The sequence below is a fragment of the Peribacillus tepidiphilus genome, from assembly GCF_009466385.1.
In the GTDB taxonomy this organism is placed as follows: Bacteria; Bacillota; Bacilli; order Bacillales; family DSM-1321; genus Bacillus_BN; species Bacillus_BN tepidiphilus.
In genome coordinates, this window is sequence record NZ_WIAQ01000025.1 from 22,445 (window position 1) to 44,808 (window position 22,364).

A 22,364-nucleotide genomic window follows, 5' to 3' on the forward strand; every position below is an offset into this window, starting at 1 on the left:
TTATTGAGTTGCTTGTTCGGGACCTATTTTCCAGTTTGAGCGATTATTGTTTTTATATTGGATACTGGCTAAATAGATACCATCTGCAATAATTCGAGCCATTTTAAGGACAAGATTCAATCTAGTATTTTGTAAAACGAAAAACTCCATAAATCCACTTACATTTACAATTCCTGTAATGTGTGCATTCCCTACAGGAGTTAATTCTTTATTTACACCAGCCCCTGGTTTAACAGGACCAGATCCAATTTGAACGATTCCTACACTTTTTAATCTTCCTAAGCAAGCATCGACACCAACAATAAAAGGATTTCTATGCTTAGAATGAATTTCTTCCAGCTTTTCTACTAAATTTACTGCATGTATGGGATCTTCTAATGTACCATAAACATGAAAAAATGAAGTTGCTGACTTTTCAGAAAGGAATGTACCTACAAGTGGACCAAGAGAATCGCCGGTCGATCGATCCGTTCCGATACAGACAAACACAATGGGTTGAATGCGAGAAGTAGGAAATAATGATAGAAGGTCTGTTGAAATTTTTTGTGCTGCATTCATTTCTTCGTACGAAACGCGTGTGACTTTATTGCTGTAATCAAAAAAGCCGGGTTTAAAGTTCATAAATTTGCCACTCCTCTGTATATGTAGTAACAGTATACGGATAAATTCAAAAATGTATACATGCGGCTGTGGAGATTCTTAAAAAAGGGCACTATAATGAAGATATTGAAAAAATGGGGTGCTGTATTTGAATGGATTATTATATTGATAATATTTTTATTTATATACCCATTAAAAACCTATTACAGCTATAAACAAGGTTATTAGAAAGTGAGGGTTTTTATGAGCTATACACAAAAAATTATTAACAGATATATGGAGAAATTATCGAATGAGGATACATGGATTGCAATAGGTGAGTCATTGTTTAAAATCATTTTGATTATATTAGTTGCCGGATTGGCTATTAGAATAGGAAAATCCATTATCAGAAAGTTTTTTCTTGTTCGTGCAAAGAGTCCGTTAAGAATTTCTGAACGAAGAGAAGCAACTCTTTTAAAATTATTAGAAAATGTTTTAACATATGCTGTTTTTTTTATTGCTTTTATCATGGTTTTAGAAGCGATGACGTTTGATGTGAAAGCATTATTGGCAGGAGCGGGAATTGTCGGTCTAGCTGTGGGTTTCGGTGCTCAAAGCTTGGTGAAAGATGTGATTACTGGCTTTTTTATCATCTTAGAGGATCAATTTTCCGTGGGTGATTATGTTCGAATTAATCATTTTGAAGGAACTGTTGAAGAAATAGGGTTAAGAACAACAAAGATTAAAAGCTATACAGGTGAACTGAATATTATTCCGAATGGAAATATCGTTGAGGTTACCAATTTCTCAATTCATAACAGTGTAGCAGTTGTGGATGTGAGCATTGCTTATGAAGGAGATATGGAAAAAGCGGAAAGAGTAATCAGGGACCTGCTTGAACGACTTCCGGAAAAATATGAAGACTTGGTAAGCACACCTGAATTACTAGGAGTCCAGAATTTAGGGCCTTCGGAGATTGTTTATCGAATTACCGCTGAAACGACACCAATGAGACACTTTTTTATCGCGAGGGCGATTAGGAAGGAAATTAAGATGTGTTTAGACGAGCATGGCATTGAAATTCCATATCCACGTCTGGTTATGTATAATCGACAAGAAGAGAAAGGCAGTATGCAAAAGGGATAAGGAGGTATATCGAAATGGAACAAAAGGATTTTGGTTTATATGATATCGTAGAAATGAAGAAGCCTCATCCTTGTGGGATAAATCGCTGGAAGATTATCCGATTGGGTATGGATATTCGTATTAAATGCGAAGGATGCCAGCATAGTGTCCTTATACCTCGGAAAGAATTCGTAAGGAAAATGAAAAAAGTATTAGTAAAGCATGAAGGCTAGATGGCTCCTTCTAAGCAGTTTTTTGTTACAGTAAACTGCTTAGAAGGGCTTTTTTTATTTATTCAAAGAAAGTTCATTTCATTTATGTGATCCTTGATCTTCTGCTTTATAATGGAATTAATACGATTGATTATAAAGGGGTATGAGAAATTGGAACAGACATTTTACTCCTCTTGTCCGTTAAACTGCTGGGATTGCTGCGGTTTTGAAGTGAAGGTTGAGGATGGGAAAATAAAATCGATTGACGGTGACCGAAATCATCCAATCACACAAGGGAAAATTTGCAGCCGGGGAAGAAATCTTGAACTGCGAACCAACTCTCCTGAACGCTTGGTGTATCCGCAAAAGAAGGTGAATGGAGCGTTTGTAAGAGTTAGCTGGGAGCAAGCGTTAGATGAGATTGCTGATAAAATGAAAGAGCTAAAAGAAAAGTATGGAACTACCTCAATCCTTCATTCTCATGATTACGCAAATAGCGGTTTACTTGTTAACTTAGATCAACGATTTTTCAATTGCTATGGTGGTGTTACGGAGCTGGTAGGAAGCATATGCTGGGGTTCGGGTATTGAAGCTCAAAAATGGGATTTTGGTGATGTATATAGCCACCATCCCGATGATCTTTTTAACAGTAAGCATATTGTTATATGGGGAAGAAATGTAGCAAGAACCAATATGCATCTATTTCAAAAACTTCAAGAAGCTAAAAAAAGAGGAGCAAAGCTCACTGTAATTGATCCTATATATAATGCTACAGCAAAAATTGCCCATCATTATTTTACGATAAAGCCTGGGATGGATGGATTACTAGCTTTAGGAATTATGAAAGTCCTGAAAAATGAGGATAAGCTAGATTATCATTTTATATCCAATTATTCTGTGGGCTTTGAGGATCTAGATAAGCTGTTAGATTCTGTTACTCTGGAAGAAATCATGGAAAAAACAGAAGTTTCACATGAAACATTTTCTTTCTTAGCAAGAGTTTATGCTGATAAGCCAGTTTCTACTTTTATAGGCTTAGGTATGCAAAGATATGATAATGGTGGAAATACGATTCGTCTGATTGATGCGTTAGTTGCAGTAAGCGGTAATATCGGAATTCCGGGAGGCGGTGCAAATTATGGGAATCTTCAAGTTGGACAGAGCTTCGATATTGAAGCCCTTACTTTGCCGGAAAGAAAGCAAGCAAGCCGTAAGTTTACAATGATGAAGCAGGCGGAAGGTATATTAACTGCTCAGGACCCACCAGTTAAAATGATATTTGTAACATGTGGTAACCCTTTTTTGCAGGTACCTGACACGACTTTAGTAGAAAAAGCATTTACGAGCACAGAAATGCTTGTTGTAATAGATCAGTATATGACCGATACAGCTTTGGCTGCCGATTATGTACTGCCTACTACTACCGTTTTTGAGACGGAAGATATTTATTATGCATCTATGTATCATACTTATGCGAACTATGGTCCGAAGCTTGTAGATCCGCCAGGAGAAGTGAAATCTGATTTATGGATTTGGACAGAGCTCGCAAAGCGCTTAGGCTTTGGTGAAGAATTCCAATATAGCAGGAAAGATTTTATTGAAATGGGATTAAGTAAATTAAAAAAACACGAAATTTCTTATGAGCGTTTTGTTCAAGAAAGACATGTTGAATTGCCTTCGGTTAAAGTTCCGTGGTCCGATTATTCTTTTAAAACACCTAGTGGAAAATATGAATTCACCTCTCAACTTGGAATTCAAAAGGGTTTTGATGGTAAATTAGCTGTTTCCTTACCGAGAGAAAGTAAGTGGAATAATCAAAAATTAGCGGAGAAATATCCCTATACATTTTTAACCATTCATCCAATGCGATCCAATCATTCCCAACATTATCATCTTGTAAAAGGAATGGAAAAACTTAAAGTCGAGATTAGTCCTGATATCGCAGAAGAAAAAGGAATACGAGAGAGTGATTATGTCAGGTTTTGGAATGATCGTGGAGAAATAAAGGGATGGGCATCGATTATGAAAAAGGCTCATCCAAAGACAATAAATGTTGATGAAGGAATCTGGAAAAAGTACGGTGGAAGTGTAAATGTACTGACCCCAGCTCGAGAATCAGATAATGGATTGGGAAGCACTTTGTATGACTGTTTAGTGAATATAGAGAAATTATCTGGATAATCGGATAACCCTTGTAGGCTTGTTTTTTTACCTGTTAATCTCTATAATTGGATAGGGTTTATGTTGTTTACGGTGTTTTTTTACTATGCGTTTGAAATCCAGGAGGAGTGAATAGATAGATGGCTTTAACAGCTGGAATTGTTGGTTTACCGAACGTTGGTAAATCGACTTTATTTAATGCAATAACACAAGCAGGTGCAGAATCTGCTAACTACCCTTTCTGTACGATTGACCCGAATGTGGGTATTGTTGAGGTGCCAGATCACCGTCTTCAAAAGTTGACGGAGCTTGTTCAGCCTAAAAAGACGGTTCCAACTACATTTGAGTTCACGGATATTGCGGGGATCGTAAAAGGTGCAAGTAAAGGGGAAGGATTAGGAAACAAATTCTTGTCTCACATCCGTCAGGTAGATGCGATTTGTCAGGTTGTTCGCTGTTTTGCTGATGAAAATATTACGCACGTAGCAGGCAAGGTTGATCCAATTGCTGATATCGAGGTAATTAACCTAGAGCTTATTTTGGCGGACCTTGAAACCGTTGATAAGCGTATTGAACGAGTTGGAAAAATGGCGAAGCAAAAAGATAAAGACGCTATGTTCGAGCATGAGATACTAGTACGCTTAAAAGAAGCTTTTGAAAATGAAAAGCCTGCTCGTACAGTTGAATTTACAGAAGAAGAAATGAAAGTCGTTAAAGGTCTTCACCTTCTAACTATTAAACCAATGTTATATGTAGCAAACGTTGGTGAAGAAGATGTGGTGGATCCTTCTAACAATGAATTCGTTCAACAGGTTCGTGATTTTGCTGCAAAAGATAACGCAGAAGTGATTGTTGTTTGTGCAAAGATTGAGTCAGAGATTGCTGAATTAGACGGAGAAGAAAAGGCTATGTTCCTTTCTGAGCTTGGCATTGAAGAATCTGGTTTGGATCAATTAATTCGTGCAGCATACAGTCTACTTGGATTAGCTACTTACTTCACAGCGGGTGTTCAAGAGGTACGTGCTTGGACATTCAGAAAAGGAATGAAGGCTCCTCAATGTGCTGGTATTATCCACTCTGATTTTGAACGTGGATTTATCCGTGCTGAGACTGTATCTTTTGATGATTTAGTAGCAGCTGGAAGCTATAATGCTGCAAAAGAAGCAGGAAAAGTTCGCCTAGAAGGTAAAGATTACGTTGTACAAGACGGAGACATTATTCATTTCCGTTTTAATGTTTAATGATGGAAACCCTGTTTATGACAGGGTTTCAGACTGCCCGCAAACGCTCGCATTCATCGTCACGAACCCTACTCCGGTGCTCATTACCGTCTAGGGTAACTCCGCTCCTCGCACGGGTTCGTTCCTCGACTGACAAGCGTTTTCAATCAGTCTGAATGTGCGTAGAATATATTTTGTCTACACACTAAAACCCTGTTTATGACAGGGTTATTTTTGTCTAGTGCCAGCACCTCGGAGCAATGCATGAGCATTCTTCTTTTCTAAGTTGCAAATATGTAACTAGTATGCTATAATTTCAACTTGTGAGTAATTATGATAATTGCTCCTTGCCCTTTTTTATGGGCCGTTAGACCAAAAGGAGGTGACAGTGATGAGAAAATACGAAATTATGTACATCATCCGTCCAAACATTGAGGAGGAAGCTAAAAAAGCTTTAGTTGAGCGTTTCAACACAATCCTTACTGACAATGGTGCGGAATTAACAGAAGTAAAAGACTGGGGTAAGCGTCGTCTTGCTTACGAAATCAATGACTTCCGTGACGGTTATTACATGATCGTGAACACAACAGCAGAGCCTGCTGCAGTTCAAGAGTTCGATCGTCTTGCTAAAATCAGCGAAGACATTATCCGTCATATCGTAATTAAAGAAGAAGAATAATTCCGATTGAATAAATAAATCCGGTAATGTTTCACATGAAACATTTCGGTCCTGGGAGTTGATTCTGATGATGAATCGCGTCATATTGGTAGGGCGCTTAACAAAAGATCCCGATTTACGTTATACACCTAGTGGAGTACCTGTTGCAACTTTCACCTTGGCTGTTAACCGTACGTATACGAATCAACAGGGTGAACGTGAAGCGGATTTCATTAACTGTGTAGTTTGGCGCAAGCCGGCTGAAAACGTAGCTAACTACCTGAAAAAAGGAAGTTTAGCAGGTGTAGACGGTCGCATTCAAACTCGTAATTATGAAGGGCAAGATGGTAAGCGAGTGTATGTTACTGAAGTGGTAGCTGAAAGTGTTCAATTCCTTGAACCAAAAGGCGCTGGTGGTAACAGAAATGAAGGCGGTTCTTTCGGTGGTCCAAGAGATGATTTCTATTTTGGACAAGATCGAAGTCAGAATCAACGCAGCAATTACACTCGTGCAGATGAAGATCCATTTGCAAACGGTAGTTCATCAATTGATATTTCAGATGATGACCTGCCGTTCTAATCTTAACTTGATTAACTTGAACGTTTAAATAAATTCTAAAATAGAAGGAGGGAAACAACAATGGCAGGTGGACGCAAAGGAGGACGCGCTAAGCGTCGTAAGGTTTGCTACTTCACAGCAAACGGAATCAATCACATCGACTACAAAGATGTAGATCTTCTTAAAAAATTCATCTCTGAACGTGGTAAAATTTTACCTCGTCGTGTAACTGGCACAAGCGCTAAATACCAACGTAAATTAACAGTTGCGATCAAACGCGCTCGTCAAATGGCTTTACTTCCATATGTAGCTGGTGAATAATAAGAGATTAAAGGCACAATCAGGTTTCTGGTTGTGCTTTTTACTTTAATGAAAACTTTTTGAACATAATATTTATCACAGTGTTCGTTAAGGAAGTAACATAAGTAGTTTGATCTACATGTGAATTTCGGAAAAAGACATCTCTTTTATGCTTTTTCAAATGAAGAAATAGAAAATGCAGCATGATTGTAACAAAAGGGTATAATATCTAAAATAGGGGGAGACCGTTAAGCTAAAACGAGTGAACCAGCTGATTTGGTTTGAAGCTTAGGTCTTTAAAATAGAAGGGTGGTTGATCTTTTTGAATAATGGAAGAAGAGTTGCAGAAAGTGGTGTTTTACTGGCCATTTTCAGTATGATGCTGTTTTTATCTATGCAGCTTCCGATTTTAGGAACAATTATTGCTTTTTTTCTGCCTGTCCCATTTATCTTGGTTTCTGCTAAATATAGTTTTGGGTGGGCTTTAGGTTTTACAGCGGTCGCATCTGTTTTAGCTGCTTTGTTTGGAACAATCTTATCAGTCCCAATGGCTCTAATTTTTGGAACGACTGGTATTACTATAGGTTATCACATTCAAAAAAATAAAAGCAGTATCCAGTCATACATAAGCGCAGTGCTTGTTTTTTTAGTCGGAACATTGATTTTTTACGGGGCATCCGTCATATTTTTTGAGATTAATTTTATCGACGAAAGTATAAAAAGTGTAGAATTAGCCTTTGAGCAATCATTAGGAATTCTGAATAGTATAGGTCAAGGAGCAAATGAGGAAGTAGTTAAAAGCTTTAAAGCCTCATTGGATATGGTAAAAACTATTCTACCAAGTTTACTTGTTATTTCATCAATGATTGTGGTTTTGCTCTTCTTTTTAGCAGCAAATCCGATTGTAAAAAGATTTACTGATAAAAGGGTTACTTCTGTCCCTTTTCGGGAAATAAAGCTTCCAAAGAGTCTTTTATGGTATTATTTAATTGTAATTGCCGCTTCATTTGTATTAAATCCTGAGCGGACAGATTTCACATATACAGTTCTATCTAACCTACTATTTATTTTGCAATTCTTTATGCTAATCCAAGGTTATTCTTTTATCTTCTTTTATAGCCATTTGAAGAGATGGTCGAAGGCAGTACCGATTACAGCCCTGTTTCTGTCTTTTGTCCTTCCAATCCTTCTTTATATTATTAGAATTTTAGGTATAATTGACTTGGGATTCAATCTGAGAGAAAGAGTTATGCAAACCGGGAAGTAAGCTAAAGCTCCCATCTCTCAAAGACATGCTTTTAGGAGCTGAAAATATGCCGTCTTATTTAAAAAATCAATCTATACGCTACCCGATTTATGGGTTAATAGGTGTATCTGGGGTGCTTCTCCTAATACTGACCTATTATCAATGGCTTTTCGGACTCATAGGCTTTCTGCTTCTATCAGGTTTGTTTTACGTTATATTACAAATTGAAAAAAATAATCGACGGGAAACGGAAGAATATATCACGACCCTTTCCTATCGTTTGAAAAAAGTTGGGGAAGAAGCCCTACTGGAAATGCCAATTGGGATCATGCTCATCAATGACGATTTATATATAGAGTGGACAAACCCATTTATGGCCTCCTGCTTCCATGAAGATACATTGGTGGGGCGTTCGCTGTATGATGTGGCCGAGTCGATTGTTCCCCTTGTAAAGCAGGAAGTAGAGATGGATACGGTCTCATTGGAAAATCGGAAATTTAAAGTCATTCATAAGCCAGAAGAGCGGTTATTATACTTTTTTGATGTGACGGAACAAGTAGAAATTGAAAAGCTGTATGAAGATGAGCGAACTGTTATTTCTATTATCTTTTTAGATAATTATGATGAGCTTACGCAAGGGATGGACGATCAACGTAGAAGCAGCTTGAATAGTCTTGTTACTTCCTTATTAGATAAATGGGCAAGGGATAACGGTGTATTTTTAAAAAGAATTTCTTCTGATCGTTTTATCGCAATCTTTAATGAACATATTCTCCAGCACTTAGAAAAAGGGAAATTCTCCATTTTGGATGAAATAAGAGAAACGACAGCGAAACAAAATGTACCGCTTACGCTTAGTATCGGTGTAGGTTCAGGGGTTTCCTCTCTTCCTGAATTAGGATCTCTAGCTCAATCTAGTCTGGATTTAGCCCTAGGACGAGGCGGAGATCAGGTAGCCATCAAGATGACGAACGGGAAGGTTAAGTTTTACGGAGGAAAAACGAATCCTGTTGAAAAAAGAACGAGAGTACGTGCGAGGGTCATTTCCCACGCAATTAAAGATATTATAGTAGATAGTGATAAAGTAATTGTGATGGGCCATAAATATCCGGATATGGACGCGATTGGTGCTTCAATTGGTATCCAAAAGGTTGCCCAGATGAATGAGAGAGAGGCATTCATCGTTATAAACTTTGAGGAAATTGATACGGGTGTACAGCGGCTTATGCAGGAAATCAAGCAAAAATCCGAGCTCTATTCTAAGTTTATCACCCCGGAAGAAGCACTGGATATGATAACGGATGATACGCTGCTGGTTGTTGTGGATACTCATAAACCTTCAATGGTTATCGAGGAAAAAATACTTCGGGAAGCTGAAAAGATCATTGTAATCGATCATCATCGACGAGGAGAGGAATTTATCAGTAATTCTCTGCTTGTCTATATGGAGCCATATGCATCTTCTACTGCTGAGCTCGTAACAGAACTATTGGAGTATCAGCCAAAACGCAGTAAAATAGACATGTTGGAAGCAACTGCGTTATTAGCTGGTATTGTTGTCGATACAAAGAGCTTCACGCTAAGGACTGGATCTAGAACATTTGATGCCGCCTCTTATTTAAGAGCTCATGGAGCTGACACGGTACTTGTGCAAAAGTTTTTAAAGGAAAATGTTGATACGTATATTAAGCGTGCCAAACTCATAGAGTCTGTTTCTTTTTATAAAGATGGCATTGCCATAGCAAAAGGAAGCAGTGAGCAAATGAATGACCAAATCTTAATTGCACAAGCAGCTGATACACTTTTGACAATGGACGGTGTCATCGCTTCCTTCGTAATATCTAAACGTTCGGAGGATGTAATAGGAATAAGTGCCCGCTCGCTTGGTGACATAAATGTCCAGGTTATTATGGAGGATTTAGAAGGCGGAGGTCACCTAACAAACGCAGCTACACAATTACATGGTATTTCAATAGATGAGGCAGAACAGAGATTAAGGGCTGCCATTGACGCATATTTAGAAGGAGGTAAAAAGGAATGAAAGTAATTTTTCTGAAAGACGTTAAAGGAAAAGGAAAAAAAGGTGAAGTGAAAAATGTAGCAGATGGCTACGCACATAACTTCCTATTCAAGCAAGGCCTTGCAGTGGAAGCGAATAAAGCAAACATGAGCAAACTTGAAGCACAAAAAAACAAAGAAAAGCAATTAGCGGCTGAAGAGCTAGAAAATGCAAAGGAAATGAAAGAAAAGCTCGAAAAAATCACGGTAGAAATCCAAGCTAAAGCTGGAGAAGGTGGTAGGCTTTTCGGTTCTATTACAACAAAGCAAATTGCTGAAGAGCTTGAAGCAAAACACGGTATCAAGATTGATAAGCGTAAAATGGAATTGAATGAAGGGATTCGTGCATTAGGCTATACAAAAGTTCCTGTTAAGCTTCATCCTGAAGTTCAAGCTACTCTCACAGTTCACGTGAAAGAAGTAAAATAAACACCTTTACCATTTAACATAAAAACTGTAAAATGTGATGAAGCTTCATTATTTTTTAGGGGCTCATCACATTTTTTTTGATAGAAGTAATCCTCTTAAGATAGGAGGTAAGATAAATGAACGAAATATTTAAAGATCGCATTCCGCCACAGAATATTGAGGCTGAGCAAGCGGTTTTAGGTGCAATATTTTTGGAGCCTTCATCCTTGACATTAGCTTCTGAAATATTGATTCCTGAAGACTTTTATAGAACCTCTCATCAAAAGATCTTTAGTGTCATGCTGAGCTTGAATGATCATGGTAAAGCAGTGGATTTGATTACTGTAACAGAAGAGCTGTCTGCTTCTAAAAGCCTTGAAGATGTGGGTGGCATCACCTACTTGAGTGAGCTGGCATCTTCTGTTCCGACTGCTGCTAATATCGAATATTATGCACGCATTGTAGAAGAAAAATCTTTGTTGAGACGGTTGATTCGAACGGCCACAAATATTGCCCAAGATGGGTACACTCGGGAAGACGAAGTCGAAGTTCTCTTAAGTGAAGCGGAAAAAAGTATCATGGATGTCGCCCAGCGGAAAAATGCCGGCGCCTTTCAAAATATTAAAGATATATTGGTAAGGACTTATGATAATATTGAAGTCTTAGCTAACCGGAAAGGTGACATTACCGGGATCCCGACCGGTTTCACCGAACTTGACCGAATGACCGCAGGCTTTCAGCGTAACGACTTAATAATTGTAGCTGCACGTCCTTCTGTCGGTAAAACAGCCTTCGCCTTAAATATTGCCCAAAATGTTGCGACCAAAACAGATGAAAATGTTGCGATTTTCAGTCTTGAGATGGGTGCTGAGCAGCTAGTGATGCGTATGCTTTGTGCGGAAGGCAACATTAATGCTCAAAACTTAAGGACAGGCTCTTTGACTGACGAGGATTGGAGAAAGCTTACAATGGCGATGGGAAGTCTCTCAAACGCTGGAATCTATATCGATGATACACCTGGTGTACGTATCAGCGATATCCGTTCCAAATGTCGCCGATTGAAGCAAGAGCATGGTCTTGGTATGATTTTAATCGACTATCTACAGCTTATCCAAGGTAGTGGTCGCTCTGGCGAAAACCGTCAGCAAGAGGTTTCTGAAATTTCCCGCTCCTTGAAAGCTTTGGCTCGTGAGCTTCAAGTGCCGGTTATTGCACTGTCTCAGCTTTCCCGTGGAGTTGAGCAGCGCCAAGACAAGCGTCCGATGATGTCTGATATCCGTGAATCTGGTAGTATCGAGCAGGACGCCGATATCGTTGCCTTTTTATATCGTGACGATTACTACGATAAAGAAACGGAAAACAAAAATATTATCGAAATTATTATTGCTAAGCAGCGTAACGGTCCGGTTGGTACTGTACAGCTTGCTTTTGTAAAAGAATATAACAAATTCGTTAACCTAGAGCGGCGCTTTGATGACAGTGCTATACCGCCTGGGGCTTAGATTGGGCTTGTCTTTTCGACAGCCCTTTTTTTCATATAAAACTTGTAAACTTTGATTTCCTCTTATTTTTTTGGATAATTTTTATAAATAAGGGGGATGTATTTTAAAAAATACGAACATAAACAATTAGGTTATAAAATAATGTTCGGTATTTGTTGACTTCTATTAAAGATTACTGGTAAAATTAGAATGTTTGATTAGGCCCGTTCTTTGAATCGGTAAAACGTGAACCTTTGGAGGTGCAGGTAATGTCTTCAGTAGTTGTTGTAGGAACACAATGGGGAGATGAAGGTAAAGGTAAGATTACAGATTTTTTGTCTGAGCATGCAGAAGTGGTTGCCCGCTATCAAGGCGGAAACAACGCAGGACATACGATCAAATTTAATGGTGAAACATATAAGCTTCATTTAATTCCATCTGGAATTTTTTACAGTGATAAAATATGCGTGATTGGAAATGGTATGGTTGTAGATCCGAAAGCACTTGTAAAAGAGCTTGAGTATTTACATAGTCACGGGGTAACAACGGACAACCTCCGTATCAGCAACCGTGCACATGTCATTCTTCCTTATCACCTTAAATTGGATGAGGTCGAAGAAGAGCGCAAAGGTGCAAACAAAATCGGCACAACGAAAAAAGGAATTGGTCCTGCTTATATGGATAAAGCAGCGCGTATGGGAATCCGCATGGCTGATCTTTTAGATCGTGAAGTGTTTGAAGAGAAGCTAGCACATAATTTAAAAGAAAAAAACCGTCTTTTAGAAAAGTTTTATGAAACAGAAGGATTCCAGCTAGAAGATATTTTGGATGAATACTATGAGTACGGGCAGCAAATTAAGAAGTACGTTTGCGATACATCTGTTGTTTTAAATGATGCATTAGATGAGGGTCGCCGTGTACTTTTTGAAGGTGCTCAAGGTGTAATGCTAGATATTGATCAAGGAACTTATCCGTTTGTTACATCCTCAAACCCAGTAGCTGGCGGCGTAACAATCGGTTCAGGCGTTGGTCCAACTAAAATTAATCATGTAGTAGGAGTATCCAAAGCTTACACAACACGTGTTGGAGATGGTCCATTCCCGACAGAGCTTGATAACGAGATTGGTAACCGAATTCGTGAAGTCGGTCGTGAATACGGTACAACAACAGGACGTCCGCGACGCGTGGGTTGGTTTGACTCAGTCGTTGTTCGTCATGCTCGTCGCGTAAGCGGTATTACGGATCTTTCTTTAAACTCTATTGACGTGTTAACAGGTATTGAAACCCTAAAAATTTGTGTAGCTTACCGTCATAATGGAAAAATCATAGAAGAATTCCCTGCAAGCTTGAAAGTTTTATCTGAATGTGAGCCGGTATATGAAGAGCTACCAGGCTGGACAGAAGATATAACAGGCTGCAAATCATTGGATGAGCTTCCTGCAAATGCCCGTCATTATTTAGAGAGAGTTTCTCAATTAACAGGGATCCCGTTATCCATTTTCTCTGTCGGTCCAGACCGTACACAAACAAATGTAGTTCGCAATCCTTGGAGACAAGTTTAATGAATCAAAAGAAGGTTGTCTAAAAGTTATTCTTTTGGACAGCCTTTTTTTGCGAAAAAAAGAAGAGTAAAAGAAAAGGTAAGGTCTTTAATCGAATATATGACCATGTTTCAGGTGGGAACCCTAACTCCCTAAATGTCTCATCTGGGAGATGACGCATAAGGTATGCCGTTTTTGCAAAAATCAAACCTGCCCGTTCTGCCGCTGTCCGTACGCCGAATGTGAGTCTTGCAAAAAAAGTAGAGGAAGGAAATGTAGCGATCGGCTTCAGTCTTTTCTCACCTGCAATCGTGGTAGAATTATCGTTGCGGCAAGTTTAACATATTGATCGATTTAGGGATTTTCTAGAGTATACAGCTTTGGAAAATCCTTTTTATTTGAAAAAATTTTTTTCAAAAATAGTATTGCATTCTTAGTATTTTCTATGCTACTATTAAAAACGTCGCTGACGAAGTAACGAACGATTTAAATATGGAATTAATTTAGATTAATGAGCCATTAGCTCAGTCGGTAGAGACGAGCGACACATCTGTGAAGTTGCTACGAGTTGCGTAGTTTCATGTCTTGAAAAGAGATGAGACGGAGCATCTAATGCTTTCAATATGAGCGGAGTTAATTTAAAATTAATGAGCCATTAGCTCAGTCGGTAGAGCAACGAGCATACGCTTCACCGATTAAACTACGAGTTGCGTAGTCTCATGTCTTGAAAAGAGATGAGACGGAGCATCTAATGCTTTCAATATGAGCGGAGTTAATTTAAAATTAATGAGCCATTAGCTCAGTCGGTAGAGCATCTGACTTTTAATCAGAGGGTCGGAGGTTCGAGTCCTCCATGGCTCACCATTTTATTGGCCCGTTGGTCAAGTGGTTAAGACACCGCCCTTTCACGGCGGTAACACGGGTTCGAATCCCGTACGGGTCATCGGCACATGGTTGGCCAGTAAGAAGCTGGCAAGGACGGCTCCCTTGCTGGCCACCATTTTACATAGATTAATAGATTCCGTCGTGTAGCGACGAGCGACACATCTAGGAAAAATACTGCGAGTTGTCTCGACGCATTAACATCCTGGATTTTTGTTGTAGGATAGACAATTTATAAATATTTAGTTGGTCCCGTGGTGTAGCGGTTAACATGCCTGCCTGTCACGCAGGAGATCGCGGGTTCGATTCCCGTCGGGACCGCCATTATACATAATTTTAAAGAGAAATAAAAGCTAAAGATTAGAATTTAATATACGGCTCGGTAGCTCAGTCGGTAGAGCAAAGGACTGAAAATCCTTGTGTCGGCGGTTCGATTCCGTCCCGAGCCATCTCAAAAGGGTGTCATCAAAATGATTTGGTGGCATTCTTTTTTTAAAAAAAATTTTAGTTAAATTATTAGGATTTGAATGAAAAAATACTCAAAGGTATAACATTCAACACTTCAATTATGAAAATAGATTGGATCCTTACAAAGATAAAAGTACATTAAGGAAGTAGATCATTTTTATTTAAGTGAAAATTAGTATGATTTAAGCGGCAGGCTCCGAAATAGGAGTAATGGGTTCAACTGGACATTCAACTGGTGTTCACCTTCATTTGGAAGTAATTAAAAACGGCAAGCTAGTTAACCCACTTCTTTATCTATAATGATTTTGCCCTCGGATATTCCGAGGGTTTTTGATTATGTTAAAATGGAAAAATAAGATAGATGATGAAATTTCTGTAAGCTATCCCCAATAGATGAATTAAAGATAAGAACATGATAAAGTAATATAGAGGAACTATACCTATTAAAAAGGAGATTATTCTATGGATAAAAAAATCCTTGTAATAGATGATGAAAAACCGATTGCTGACATATTGCAATTTAATTTAAAGAAAGAAGGCTTTGAAGTCTATTGTGCATATGATGGAAATCAAGCATTAGAGATGGTTGAGGAGATTCAGCCGGATTTGATCCTGCTTGATATTATGCTTCCTCAACGGGATGGCATGGAAGTGTGCCGAGAAGTGCGTAAAAAATACGAAATTCCGATTATTATGTTGACAGCGAAGGACTCGGAAATCGATAAAGTGTTGGGGCTTGAGCTTGGAGCGGATGATTATGTGACAAAACCGTTCAGCACAAGAGAATTGATCGCTCGAGTGAAAGCGAACTTACGCAGACAGCAAGCTATTGTAAACCAAAGCCAGGAAGAGGATGAAACGAAAGAGATTACCATTGGCTCCTTAACCATTCATCCGGATGCATATGTTGTTTCAAAACGAGGAGAAACTATTGAGCTGACCCATCGTGAGTTCGAGCTTCTACATTATTTAGCGAAGCATATTGGACAGGTCATGACTCGTGAGCACTTGCTTCAAACGGTTTGGGGCTACGATTATTATGGTGATGTGAGAACGGTTGACGTAACAGTAAGACGTTTACGAGAAAAAATTGAGGATAATCCAAGCCATCCAGGCTGGATTGTTACAAGAAGAGGAGTAGGCTATTACCTTCGTAATCCTGAACAGGAGTAAGTTTCATGAAAAAGGTTGGTTTTTTTCAATCCATACATCTTAAGTTAGTGTTGATTTACGTGCTCTTGATCCTTGTAGCTATGCAAATCATCGGAGTATATTTTAATAATCAGCTGGAGGATCGGCTAATTGAAAACTTTCAGAAATCACTTCGGGAAAGAATAAATCTTTTGGCTTACAACATTGAAGAGGAAATGATTAAGGAACGGGAAGAAGACGGTCCGACCCTAGAAGAGGACATACGTTCGATTCTTTTTGATTTCTCAGCAGTGGATATTTCCGAGGTGAGGGTCATTGATAGCCGAAGCAAAATTATCGGCACATCTGCCCCTGAAAATCAAGGGATTGTAGGAAAAAGGTCGACGGAACGGCTGATAAAGCGGACGCTTGTTTTGGGTTCTGAGGAGCATCGATTGCAGATTGATCCAAAAACAAAAAGCAGGCTGTGGGTATTGTCGGCACCAATTGAATCCAAAGGAGAAGTAATCGGTGCCATCTACTTAATTGCCAAAATTGAAAGTGTATTTAAGCAGATGCGTGAAATCAATAATATTTTTGCGTCGGGTACAGCTATCGCACTTGGAATAACTGCGATTCTTGGGATCATACTTGCACAAACGATCACAAGGCCTATGTCTGATATGAGAAGACAAGCTCTCGCAATGGCAAAAGGAAACTTTTCGAGAAAGGTTAAAGTATACGGATATGATGAAATTGGGCAGCTTGCTATAACCTTTAATAATCTGACCAAAAAGCTGCAGGATGCCCAAGCGACAACAGAAGGTGAAAGAAGAAAGCTGTCCTCGGTTCTTTCGTATATGACGGACGGTGTTATTGCGACAGACCGTCGCGGCAGAGTCATTCTTATCAACGATCCGGCAGCCAAAATGTTGAATGTTTCACGTGAAACAGTGCTCTCTCAGCCGATTGTTACACTGCTTGGATTAGAAGATGAATATACATTTGAAGACTTATTAAATGAACAGGAATCTGTCATTTTAGATTACAGTACAAAAAACGAGCCTTATATTTTACGGGCGAATTTTTCCGTTATCCAAAAAGAAACGGGTTTCGTGAATGGTTTAATTACTGTGTTGCATGATATTACCGAGCAGGAAAAAATTGAAGAAGAAAGAAGAGAATTCGTTGCGAACGTATCTCATGAGCTTCGTACACCTTTGACTACTATGAGAAGTTATCTTGAGGCTCTGGCGGACGGTGCTTGGAAGGATGAGAGCATTGCACCGAATTTCTTAAGCGTTGTACAAAACGAAACGGAGCGAATGATCCGTCTCGTCAATGATTTGCTGCAGCTTTCTAAAATGGACAGTAAGGATTATCGCCTTTCAAAAGACTGGGTTAATTTCAGTGTGTTTTTTAACCATATAATTGACCGTTTTGAAATGGCTAAGCAGCAAAATATTACTTTCAAACGGCAAATTCCAAAAGAACCGATTTTTGTAGAAATTGATGAGGATAAAATTACCCAGGTGCTCTATAACATCATCTCAAATGCGATGAAGTATTCTCCTGAAGGCGGGCAAATTACTTTTACATTAAAAGAACTTGAAAACACAATTGAGGTTAGTATAAAAGATGAAGGTGTGGGCATTCCAAAGGACAAGCTGGATAAGATTTTTGATCGCTTCTACCGTGTGGACAAGGCACGTTCGAGAAATCTTGGTGGCACGGGTTTAGGTTTAGCAATTGCAAAAGAAATGGTAACAGCCCATAAAGGAAGGATTTGGGCAACGAGTGTAGAAGGAAAAGGGACCACCATTTACTTCACCCTTCCATATGAGCGTGAACAAGAGGATGAATGGTCATGAACTTAGAAACTATTAAAACGGTCGTTCTCACAATATTAGTGTTTACAAGTGTGTATTTGACATGGAGTATATGGACGTATCAGCCCAATCTTGATCCAATTGAGCAATCTCCTTATATTCAGGAGGTTGCTATTTCCGATAAACAGGAGCTTGCGAGTGTCATTAAGCCCAGTCAAATCCTATATCATCTAGATGGCAAGCATTATGCCACAACGGACGAGAAAGAAATTAGCAAGGTTATGAAAGAACTTGCTAAATGGACGCTTTTTAATATGAAAAATGTTTCTGACACCATTTCTAAAAAAGAATTTACTGCCTTTATTCATGGAAATGGAAATACAGAAATTAAATTCTCGAATGATATTCCGATTTCGACCTTTAAAAGTATTTTAGATATCGAAGATAAAGATCTCCCGGATGCTTCATTTGATCGAATTGTGTTCAATACAGGACAAGGAAAAAATGAGGAAGATAGCTTATATTTTATTTCCTATAAAAATCGTTTAATATATAAAAGCAGTGTAAACGCCTCTTATATTGAAGATTTTTATAAAAACTATTTTCGATTCGCTTATCGTTATCCAGAATATTTTTCGGTAGAGCTAACAGAAGGAAAGACTCTGTTTTTACCAAAGCAATCTTTAAAGATGAACAAATATAAATATTATCCAGTCTTTCACGACACGAAAAAATTTCGTGATGCCCTATTCAGCGACCCGAGCTTTGTGAAACAGGATCTAATTACTCAGGGAGAGGAATATACGGACGGTTCAAGCTTGATGAATGTCTACTATGATACGATGATGATTTATTTTGTAAATCCTGCACAAAGAAAGCCGTATCCTGTCCGTGCAGACGAACTGTTAAAAAAGAGCGTAGAATTTATTAATGATCATGCAGGCTGGGAAGACCAGTACCGTTTCGCTGGGCTAAACGAAGCAGAACAAAAAACAGTCTTTCGTCTTCATTTGCAAGGTCTGCCGGTCTTTAACGAAGCAGGTATGAGTGAAATCGTTCAGGTATGGGGAAAGGACGAGATTTACCAATATAAAAGACCGTTCTTTTCACTTGATTTCCCGCTTCCTTCCGAAATTAAGCCAGAAAGCCTTCCTTCTGGAAAAGAAGCGATTGAAATGGTGATGAACACAAGAGACTTTAACGCAAAGCTTCTTGATGACCTCACAATCGGTTATCATTTAACCAGGGATGTGGAAGAACCAAAAATTATTTCGTTGGAGCCTGCCTGGTATTACCGTTATGACGGTGCTTGGATCCGTGTCTCATTTCAAAAGCGGGGAGGCAAGCTGAATGGATTGGAGTAAAACAAAAACCATTTTCATTCTCGTTTTTCTCATTCTGGATATTTTTCTTGTTTATCAATACTTTGAAAAACGGAATTCCAATCAGTTGGAATTTATTGCGGAATCTTCTTTTGAAGAGCGTTTAAAAGAAAATGAAATCAAATACAGTAACCTGCCGAAGGAAACAACAAAAGAGCGCTATTTGAGCGCAAAAAGTAAAAACTTCAGTAAGGATGATTTGAAAAAGTTAAAAGGTCAAAAGGTTACGATATATGATAACCAGAAGATCTTTTCAAAGCTCGATAAACCCTTTGCACTTGGAGAAAAAATTTATTCTGAAGCGCTCGATGCTTTCGTGAAAGAGAATATTTTGAATGGCAACCAGTACAAATATTGGGGTGTGGACGAGGATTCAAACGCTATTATTTACTATCAGATGCATGAGGAGAAAATGTTTTACAATAATGTGAATGGGAAGCTCACGTTATTCTTTAATGAAAATAAGGAAATCGTCTCATACGAACAAACCCTACTTGAAAATATTGAAGAATTCAATGAAGAAGAGGAAGTTTTACCGGCGATAAAGGCTATTGAAACTCTTTATTATAAAGGATACTTGCGACCAAAAAGCGAAGTAACGAAGGTGGAGCTCGGCTATTATACGCTCGTTCAGCTAACGGCTTCTCATGTTTTAACACCTACATGGCACGTGGTGATTGATGGAAAAGAGGATTTGTTTGTGAATGCATTTGAAGGGCAAATTATTCAACTAAATACAGAAGAAAATATATTGGAGTGAAGTTTCATGTCTATGCATTTTAGTGTTCTCGCAAGCGGGAGTACAGGAAATGCGTTTTATGTCGAGACAGAGGATAGCTCGATCTTGGTGGATGCAGGATTAAGCGGCAAACAAATGGATTCGTTGTTCCAGCAAATCAATCGAGATCCTTCCAAGCTCTCTGCTATACTAGTAACTCATGAGCATAGCGATCATATCAAAGGCTTGGGAATATTGGCGAGAAAATATAAACTACCGATCTATGCGAATGAGAAGACGTGGAAGGCAATGGAGAGTAGTATAGGCCAAATTCCACTAGAACAAAAATTCATCTTTGAAATGGAAAGTGTCAAAAGCTTCGGCAGCCTTGAGGTGGAATCATTTGGTGTGTCTCATGATGCGGCTGAACCGATGTTTTACGTATTCCATCATACTGGCAAAAAGCTGGTATTAATCACGGACACAGGCTATGTGAGTGATCGGATGAAAGGGATTATTTCTAATGCCGATACGTACATTTTTGAAAGCAATCATGATGTGCAAATGCTTCGTATGGGTCGCTATCCTTGGAGCGTAAAACGCCGAATCTTAAGCGATGTAGGCCACGTTTCCAATGAAGATGCTGCCATTGCAATGAGTGAGGTTATTGGCGATCGAACTAAACGCATCTATCTTGCACATTTAAGCCTTGATAACAATATGAAGGATCTTGCCCGTATGTCTGTAACACAAACACTAGAATCACAGGGTCTACGAGTCGGTGAAGGCTTTTCTTTATACGATACTGATCCGAAAAAACCGACTGAACTAGTTTGTGTATAAGGGATTTTGGGTATAAAGGAATGGAGAAAGGGTTCTTCATTCCTTTTTTGGTTCTAGACCAAGGTTGTATCGTTTTTTAAGACAAAATTAAGATTTGCTGATTATAATGAAGCTATAATACAAACACTAAACATTGCCATTATTTAAAGGAAAGAGAGGATTGAGCAGTTATGGGATATTATGATCAGGATTACCAACAAAACAGATCACCTAGAAGAGGAAAAGGTGGTCCTTTCTTTGCAGGTCTACTCGGCGTTATTATTGGTGCTTTACTAGTCATGATTGCTTTTCCTCAATTCGGTTTGGGAGGACTTCCATTAGGAGATACAGATACAGCGGAGGAAAATGGCAGAACGGCTGGTCCAACGATTGAGCAAAAAGTTTCAGTAGATGTAACTACCTCCGTCACAGAGGCTGTAGATAAAACAGGAGATGCTGTGGTTGGCATCACAAATATTCAGCAATCAAGCTTCTTCCAACAGGGTGGTGAAGCGGGGACAGGTTCAGGTGTTGTTTACAAAAAAGCTGGAGGCAAGGCTTTTATCGTGACCAACCACCACGTGATTGATGGGGCAAACGAGCTTGAAGTGACCCTTTCAGACGGAACCAAGCTCCCTGCAAAGCTGCTAGGAAGTGATGTGTGGACAGATTTGGCTGTCATTGAAGTAGATGGATCCAAGGTAAAAACGGTTGCGGAATTTGGGAACTCTGACAGCTTGAAACCGGGAGAGCCAGTGATCGCCATCGGTAACCCACTCGGTCTTCAATTCTCCGGTTCTGTCACACAAGGGATCATTTCCGGTCTAGAGCGTTCAATTGAAATTGACATTAACCAAGATGGCGTAGTAGATTGGAATGCCGAGGTTATCCAAACAGATGCCGCGATAAACCCTGGGAACAGCGGCGGAGCACTTGTAAATTTAAAAGGACAAGTCATCGGGATAAATTCCATGAAAATTGCACAATCTGCAGTGGAAGGTATCGGACTTTCCATACCAATCAATTCAGCGATCCCAATCATTGAAGACTTAGAGAAATTCGGTGAGGTCCGCAGACCATATATGGGCGTGAACCTAGCTAGTGTGGAAGAAATTTCACAATATCACCAAGAAAATACGTTGAAGCTACCGAAGGATGTCACAAAAGGGGTTGCAATTACAGAGGTTGCACCTAATTCTCCAGCTGACAAAGCAGGTATGAAGGAATTTGACGTTATTGTAGAAATGGATGGTGAGGAAATTTCGGATGTGGCCAGCCTGCGTAAGCACCTGTATGTAAAGAAGAAAATCGGCGACAAGCTGAAGGTAAAATTCTATCGTAACGGAAAATTGGAAGAAGCAACAATCGTATTAAGTAGCCAAACATTTTAATGTGGATAAGTAAGAGAGCTGTTAAAAGGAGTAGACAGCTCTCTTTTTTTCTTGTGTGCGCCCGGCATGGGTGTAATCTATAGGGTGAGAGTCCCGAACTGCGAAGGCAGAAGTAGCAGTTAGCTTAACGCAAGGGTGTCCGCGGTGACGCGGAATCTGAAGGAAGCGAGCGGCAAACTTCCGGTCTGAGG

General features: G+C 39.2%; 19 protein-coding genes, 4 tRNA genes and 1 pseudogene. 23 read left to right on the forward strand and 1 reads right to left on the reverse strand.

From position 1 onward, the window contains the following. On the reverse strand, positions 1-621 hold the full coding sequence (gene yyaC, locus GD441_RS13220; RefSeq protein WP_153126906.1) for a spore protease YyaC: 621 nt from the start codon (positions 619-621) through the stop codon (positions 1-3). Positions 622-843: 222 nt separating this feature from the next. On the opposite strand from yyaC, the gene GD441_RS13225 reads away from it, so the two are divergent. The 23 genes and pseudogenes from GD441_RS13225 to GD441_RS13335 all read left to right on the forward strand — a co-directional run bounded on the left by GD441_RS13225 (position 844) and on the right by GD441_RS13335 (position 22,173). Next, positions 844-1,728, forward strand: coding sequence for a mechanosensitive ion channel family protein (locus GD441_RS13225; protein ID WP_153126907.1), 885 nt, complete (start codon positions 844-846; stop codon positions 1,726-1,728). A 14-nt stretch (positions 1,729-1,742) separates the two neighbouring features. Continuing rightward, on the forward strand, positions 1,743-1,940 hold the full coding sequence (locus GD441_RS13230) for a DUF951 domain-containing protein (RefSeq protein ID WP_153126908.1): 198 nt from the start codon (positions 1,743-1,745) through the stop codon (positions 1,938-1,940). 150 nt (positions 1,941-2,090) lie between these two features. Continuing rightward, complete coding sequence (locus GD441_RS13235) at positions 2,091-4,100, forward strand: molybdopterin-dependent oxidoreductase (RefSeq protein WP_420849698.1); 2,010 nt, start codon at positions 2,091-2,093, stop codon at positions 4,098-4,100. A gap of 119 nt (positions 4,101-4,219) precedes the next feature. After that, the gene (gene ychF, locus GD441_RS13240; RefSeq protein ID WP_153126910.1) at positions 4,220-5,320 is read left to right on the forward strand and encodes a redox-regulated ATPase YchF; all 1,101 of its coding nucleotides are present in this window, start codon (positions 4,220-4,222) and stop codon (positions 5,318-5,320) included. A 370-nt stretch (positions 5,321-5,690) separates the two neighbouring features. Continuing rightward, positions 5,691-5,978: a 30S ribosomal protein S6 gene (gene rpsF / locus GD441_RS13245; protein ID WP_153126911.1), complete on the forward strand. Its 288-nt coding sequence runs from the start codon at positions 5,691-5,693 to the stop codon at positions 5,976-5,978. Positions 5,979-6,045: 67 nt separating this feature from the next. Continuing rightward, complete coding sequence (gene ssb, locus GD441_RS13250; protein WP_153126912.1) at positions 6,046-6,537, forward strand: single-stranded DNA-binding protein; 492 nt, start codon at positions 6,046-6,048, stop codon at positions 6,535-6,537. A 60-nt stretch (positions 6,538-6,597) separates the two neighbouring features. Then, positions 6,598-6,837, forward strand: coding sequence for a 30S ribosomal protein S18 (gene rpsR / locus GD441_RS13255; protein ID WP_153126913.1), 240 nt, complete (start codon positions 6,598-6,600; stop codon positions 6,835-6,837). Between the two features lie 301 nt (positions 6,838-7,138). Continuing rightward, complete coding sequence (locus tag GD441_RS13260; RefSeq protein ID WP_153126914.1) at positions 7,139-8,083, forward strand: YybS family protein; 945 nt, start codon at positions 7,139-7,141, stop codon at positions 8,081-8,083. Between the two features lie 46 nt (positions 8,084-8,129). Beyond that, on the forward strand, positions 8,130-10,103 hold the full coding sequence (locus tag GD441_RS13265) for a DHH family phosphoesterase (RefSeq protein WP_153126915.1): 1,974 nt from the start codon (positions 8,130-8,132) through the stop codon (positions 10,101-10,103). Beyond that, on the forward strand, positions 10,100-10,549 hold the full coding sequence (gene rplI, locus GD441_RS13270; RefSeq protein WP_153126916.1) for a 50S ribosomal protein L9: 450 nt from the start codon (positions 10,100-10,102) through the stop codon (positions 10,547-10,549). The genes GD441_RS13265 and rplI overlap by 4 nt, the downstream gene beginning before the upstream one ends. A 116-nt stretch (positions 10,550-10,665) precedes the next feature. Beyond that, a complete protein-coding gene (gene dnaB / locus GD441_RS13275) occupies positions 10,666-12,030 on the forward strand; it encodes a replicative DNA helicase (RefSeq protein WP_153126917.1) in 1,365 nt (454 codons plus the stop codon). A gap of 248 nt (positions 12,031-12,278) precedes the next feature. Next, positions 12,279-13,571 (forward strand): adenylosuccinate synthase, encoded by a 1,293-nt coding sequence (locus tag GD441_RS13280; protein WP_153126918.1) that lies wholly within the window; start codon positions 12,279-12,281, stop codon positions 13,569-13,571. A 767-nt stretch (positions 13,572-14,338) separates the two neighbouring features. Beyond that, a tRNA-Lys gene (locus tag GD441_RS13285) sits at positions 14,339-14,414 on the forward strand. A 7-nt stretch (positions 14,415-14,421) separates the two neighbouring features. After that, a tRNA-Glu gene (locus GD441_RS13290) sits at positions 14,422-14,493 on the forward strand. A 187-nt stretch (positions 14,494-14,680) separates the two neighbouring features. Continuing rightward, a tRNA-Asp gene (locus tag GD441_RS13295) sits at positions 14,681-14,756 on the forward strand. A 52-nt stretch (positions 14,757-14,808) separates the two neighbouring features. Further along, positions 14,809-14,881: transfer RNA gene (locus GD441_RS13300), tRNA-Phe, on the forward strand. 211 nt (positions 14,882-15,092) lie between these two features. Then, positions 15,093-15,200, forward strand: a pseudogene (locus tag GD441_RS13305) (M23 family metallopeptidase); the annotation flags it as partial. Between the two features lie 162 nt (positions 15,201-15,362). After that, positions 15,363-16,073 (forward strand): response regulator YycF, encoded by a 711-nt coding sequence (yycF, locus tag GD441_RS13310; protein WP_153126920.1) that lies wholly within the window; start codon positions 15,363-15,365, stop codon positions 16,071-16,073. Positions 16,074-16,078: 5 nt separating this feature from the next. Further along, entirely contained in the window at positions 16,079-17,902 is a 1,824-nt protein-coding gene (walK, locus tag GD441_RS13315) for a cell wall metabolism sensor histidine kinase WalK (RefSeq protein ID WP_153126921.1), read from the forward strand. After that, positions 17,899-19,224 (forward strand): YycH family regulatory protein, encoded by a 1,326-nt coding sequence (locus GD441_RS13320; protein WP_191992192.1) that lies wholly within the window; start codon positions 17,899-17,901, stop codon positions 19,222-19,224. Before walK ends, GD441_RS13320 begins: the two co-directional genes overlap by 4 nt. Continuing rightward, positions 19,211-20,002, forward strand: a complete 792-nt coding sequence (locus GD441_RS13325) for a two-component system regulatory protein YycI (RefSeq protein ID WP_153126923.1) — start codon at positions 19,211-19,213, stop codon at positions 20,000-20,002. The genes GD441_RS13320 and GD441_RS13325 overlap by 14 nt, the downstream gene beginning before the upstream one ends. Positions 20,003-20,008: 6 nt before the next feature. Continuing rightward, entirely contained in the window at positions 20,009-20,803 is a 795-nt protein-coding gene (locus GD441_RS13330) for an MBL fold metallo-hydrolase (protein ID WP_153126924.1), read from the forward strand. A 170-nt stretch (positions 20,804-20,973) separates the two neighbouring features. After that, a complete protein-coding gene (locus GD441_RS13335) occupies positions 20,974-22,173 on the forward strand; it encodes a S1C family serine protease (RefSeq protein WP_153126925.1) in 1,200 nt (399 codons plus the stop codon). Positions 22,174-22,364 lie beyond the last annotated feature (191 nt).

Excerpts from the sequence above, each read along its gene's own strand:
- yyaC (WP_153126906.1), bottom strand. The coding sequence starts at position 621 with ATGAACTTTAAACCCGGCTTTTTTGATTACAGCAATAAAGTCACACGC.
- GD441_RS13225 (WP_153126907.1), top strand. The coding sequence starts at position 844 with ATGAGCTATACACAAAAAATTATTAACAGATATATGGAGAAATTATCG.
- GD441_RS13230 (WP_153126908.1), top strand. The coding sequence starts at position 1,743 with ATGGAACAAAAGGATTTTGGTTTATATGATATCGTAGAAATGAAGAAG.
- ychF (WP_153126910.1), top strand. The coding sequence starts at position 4,220 with ATGGCTTTAACAGCTGGAATTGTTGGTTTACCGAACGTTGGTAAATCG.
- rpsF (WP_153126911.1), top strand. The coding sequence starts at position 5,691 with ATGAGAAAATACGAAATTATGTACATCATCCGTCCAAACATTGAGGAG.
- ssb (WP_153126912.1), top strand. The coding sequence starts at position 6,046 with ATGATGAATCGCGTCATATTGGTAGGGCGCTTAACAAAAGATCCCGAT.
- rpsR (WP_153126913.1), top strand. The coding sequence starts at position 6,598 with ATGGCAGGTGGACGCAAAGGAGGACGCGCTAAGCGTCGTAAGGTTTGC.
- GD441_RS13265 (WP_153126915.1), top strand. The coding sequence starts at position 8,130 with ATGCCGTCTTATTTAAAAAATCAATCTATACGCTACCCGATTTATGGG.
- rplI (WP_153126916.1), top strand. The coding sequence starts at position 10,100 with ATGAAAGTAATTTTTCTGAAAGACGTTAAAGGAAAAGGAAAAAAAGGT.
- dnaB (WP_153126917.1), top strand. The coding sequence starts at position 10,666 with ATGAACGAAATATTTAAAGATCGCATTCCGCCACAGAATATTGAGGCT.
- GD441_RS13280 (WP_153126918.1), top strand. The coding sequence starts at position 12,279 with ATGTCTTCAGTAGTTGTTGTAGGAACACAATGGGGAGATGAAGGTAAA.
- yycF (WP_153126920.1), top strand. The coding sequence starts at position 15,363 with ATGGATAAAAAAATCCTTGTAATAGATGATGAAAAACCGATTGCTGAC.
- walK (WP_153126921.1), top strand. The coding sequence starts at position 16,079 with ATGAAAAAGGTTGGTTTTTTTCAATCCATACATCTTAAGTTAGTGTTG.
- GD441_RS13320 (WP_191992192.1), top strand. The coding sequence starts at position 17,899 with ATGAACTTAGAAACTATTAAAACGGTCGTTCTCACAATATTAGTGTTT.
- GD441_RS13325 (WP_153126923.1), top strand. The coding sequence starts at position 19,211 with ATGGATTGGAGTAAAACAAAAACCATTTTCATTCTCGTTTTTCTCATT.
- GD441_RS13330 (WP_153126924.1), top strand. The coding sequence starts at position 20,009 with ATGTCTATGCATTTTAGTGTTCTCGCAAGCGGGAGTACAGGAAATGCG.
- GD441_RS13335 (WP_153126925.1), top strand. The coding sequence starts at position 20,974 with ATGGGATATTATGATCAGGATTACCAACAAAACAGATCACCTAGAAGA.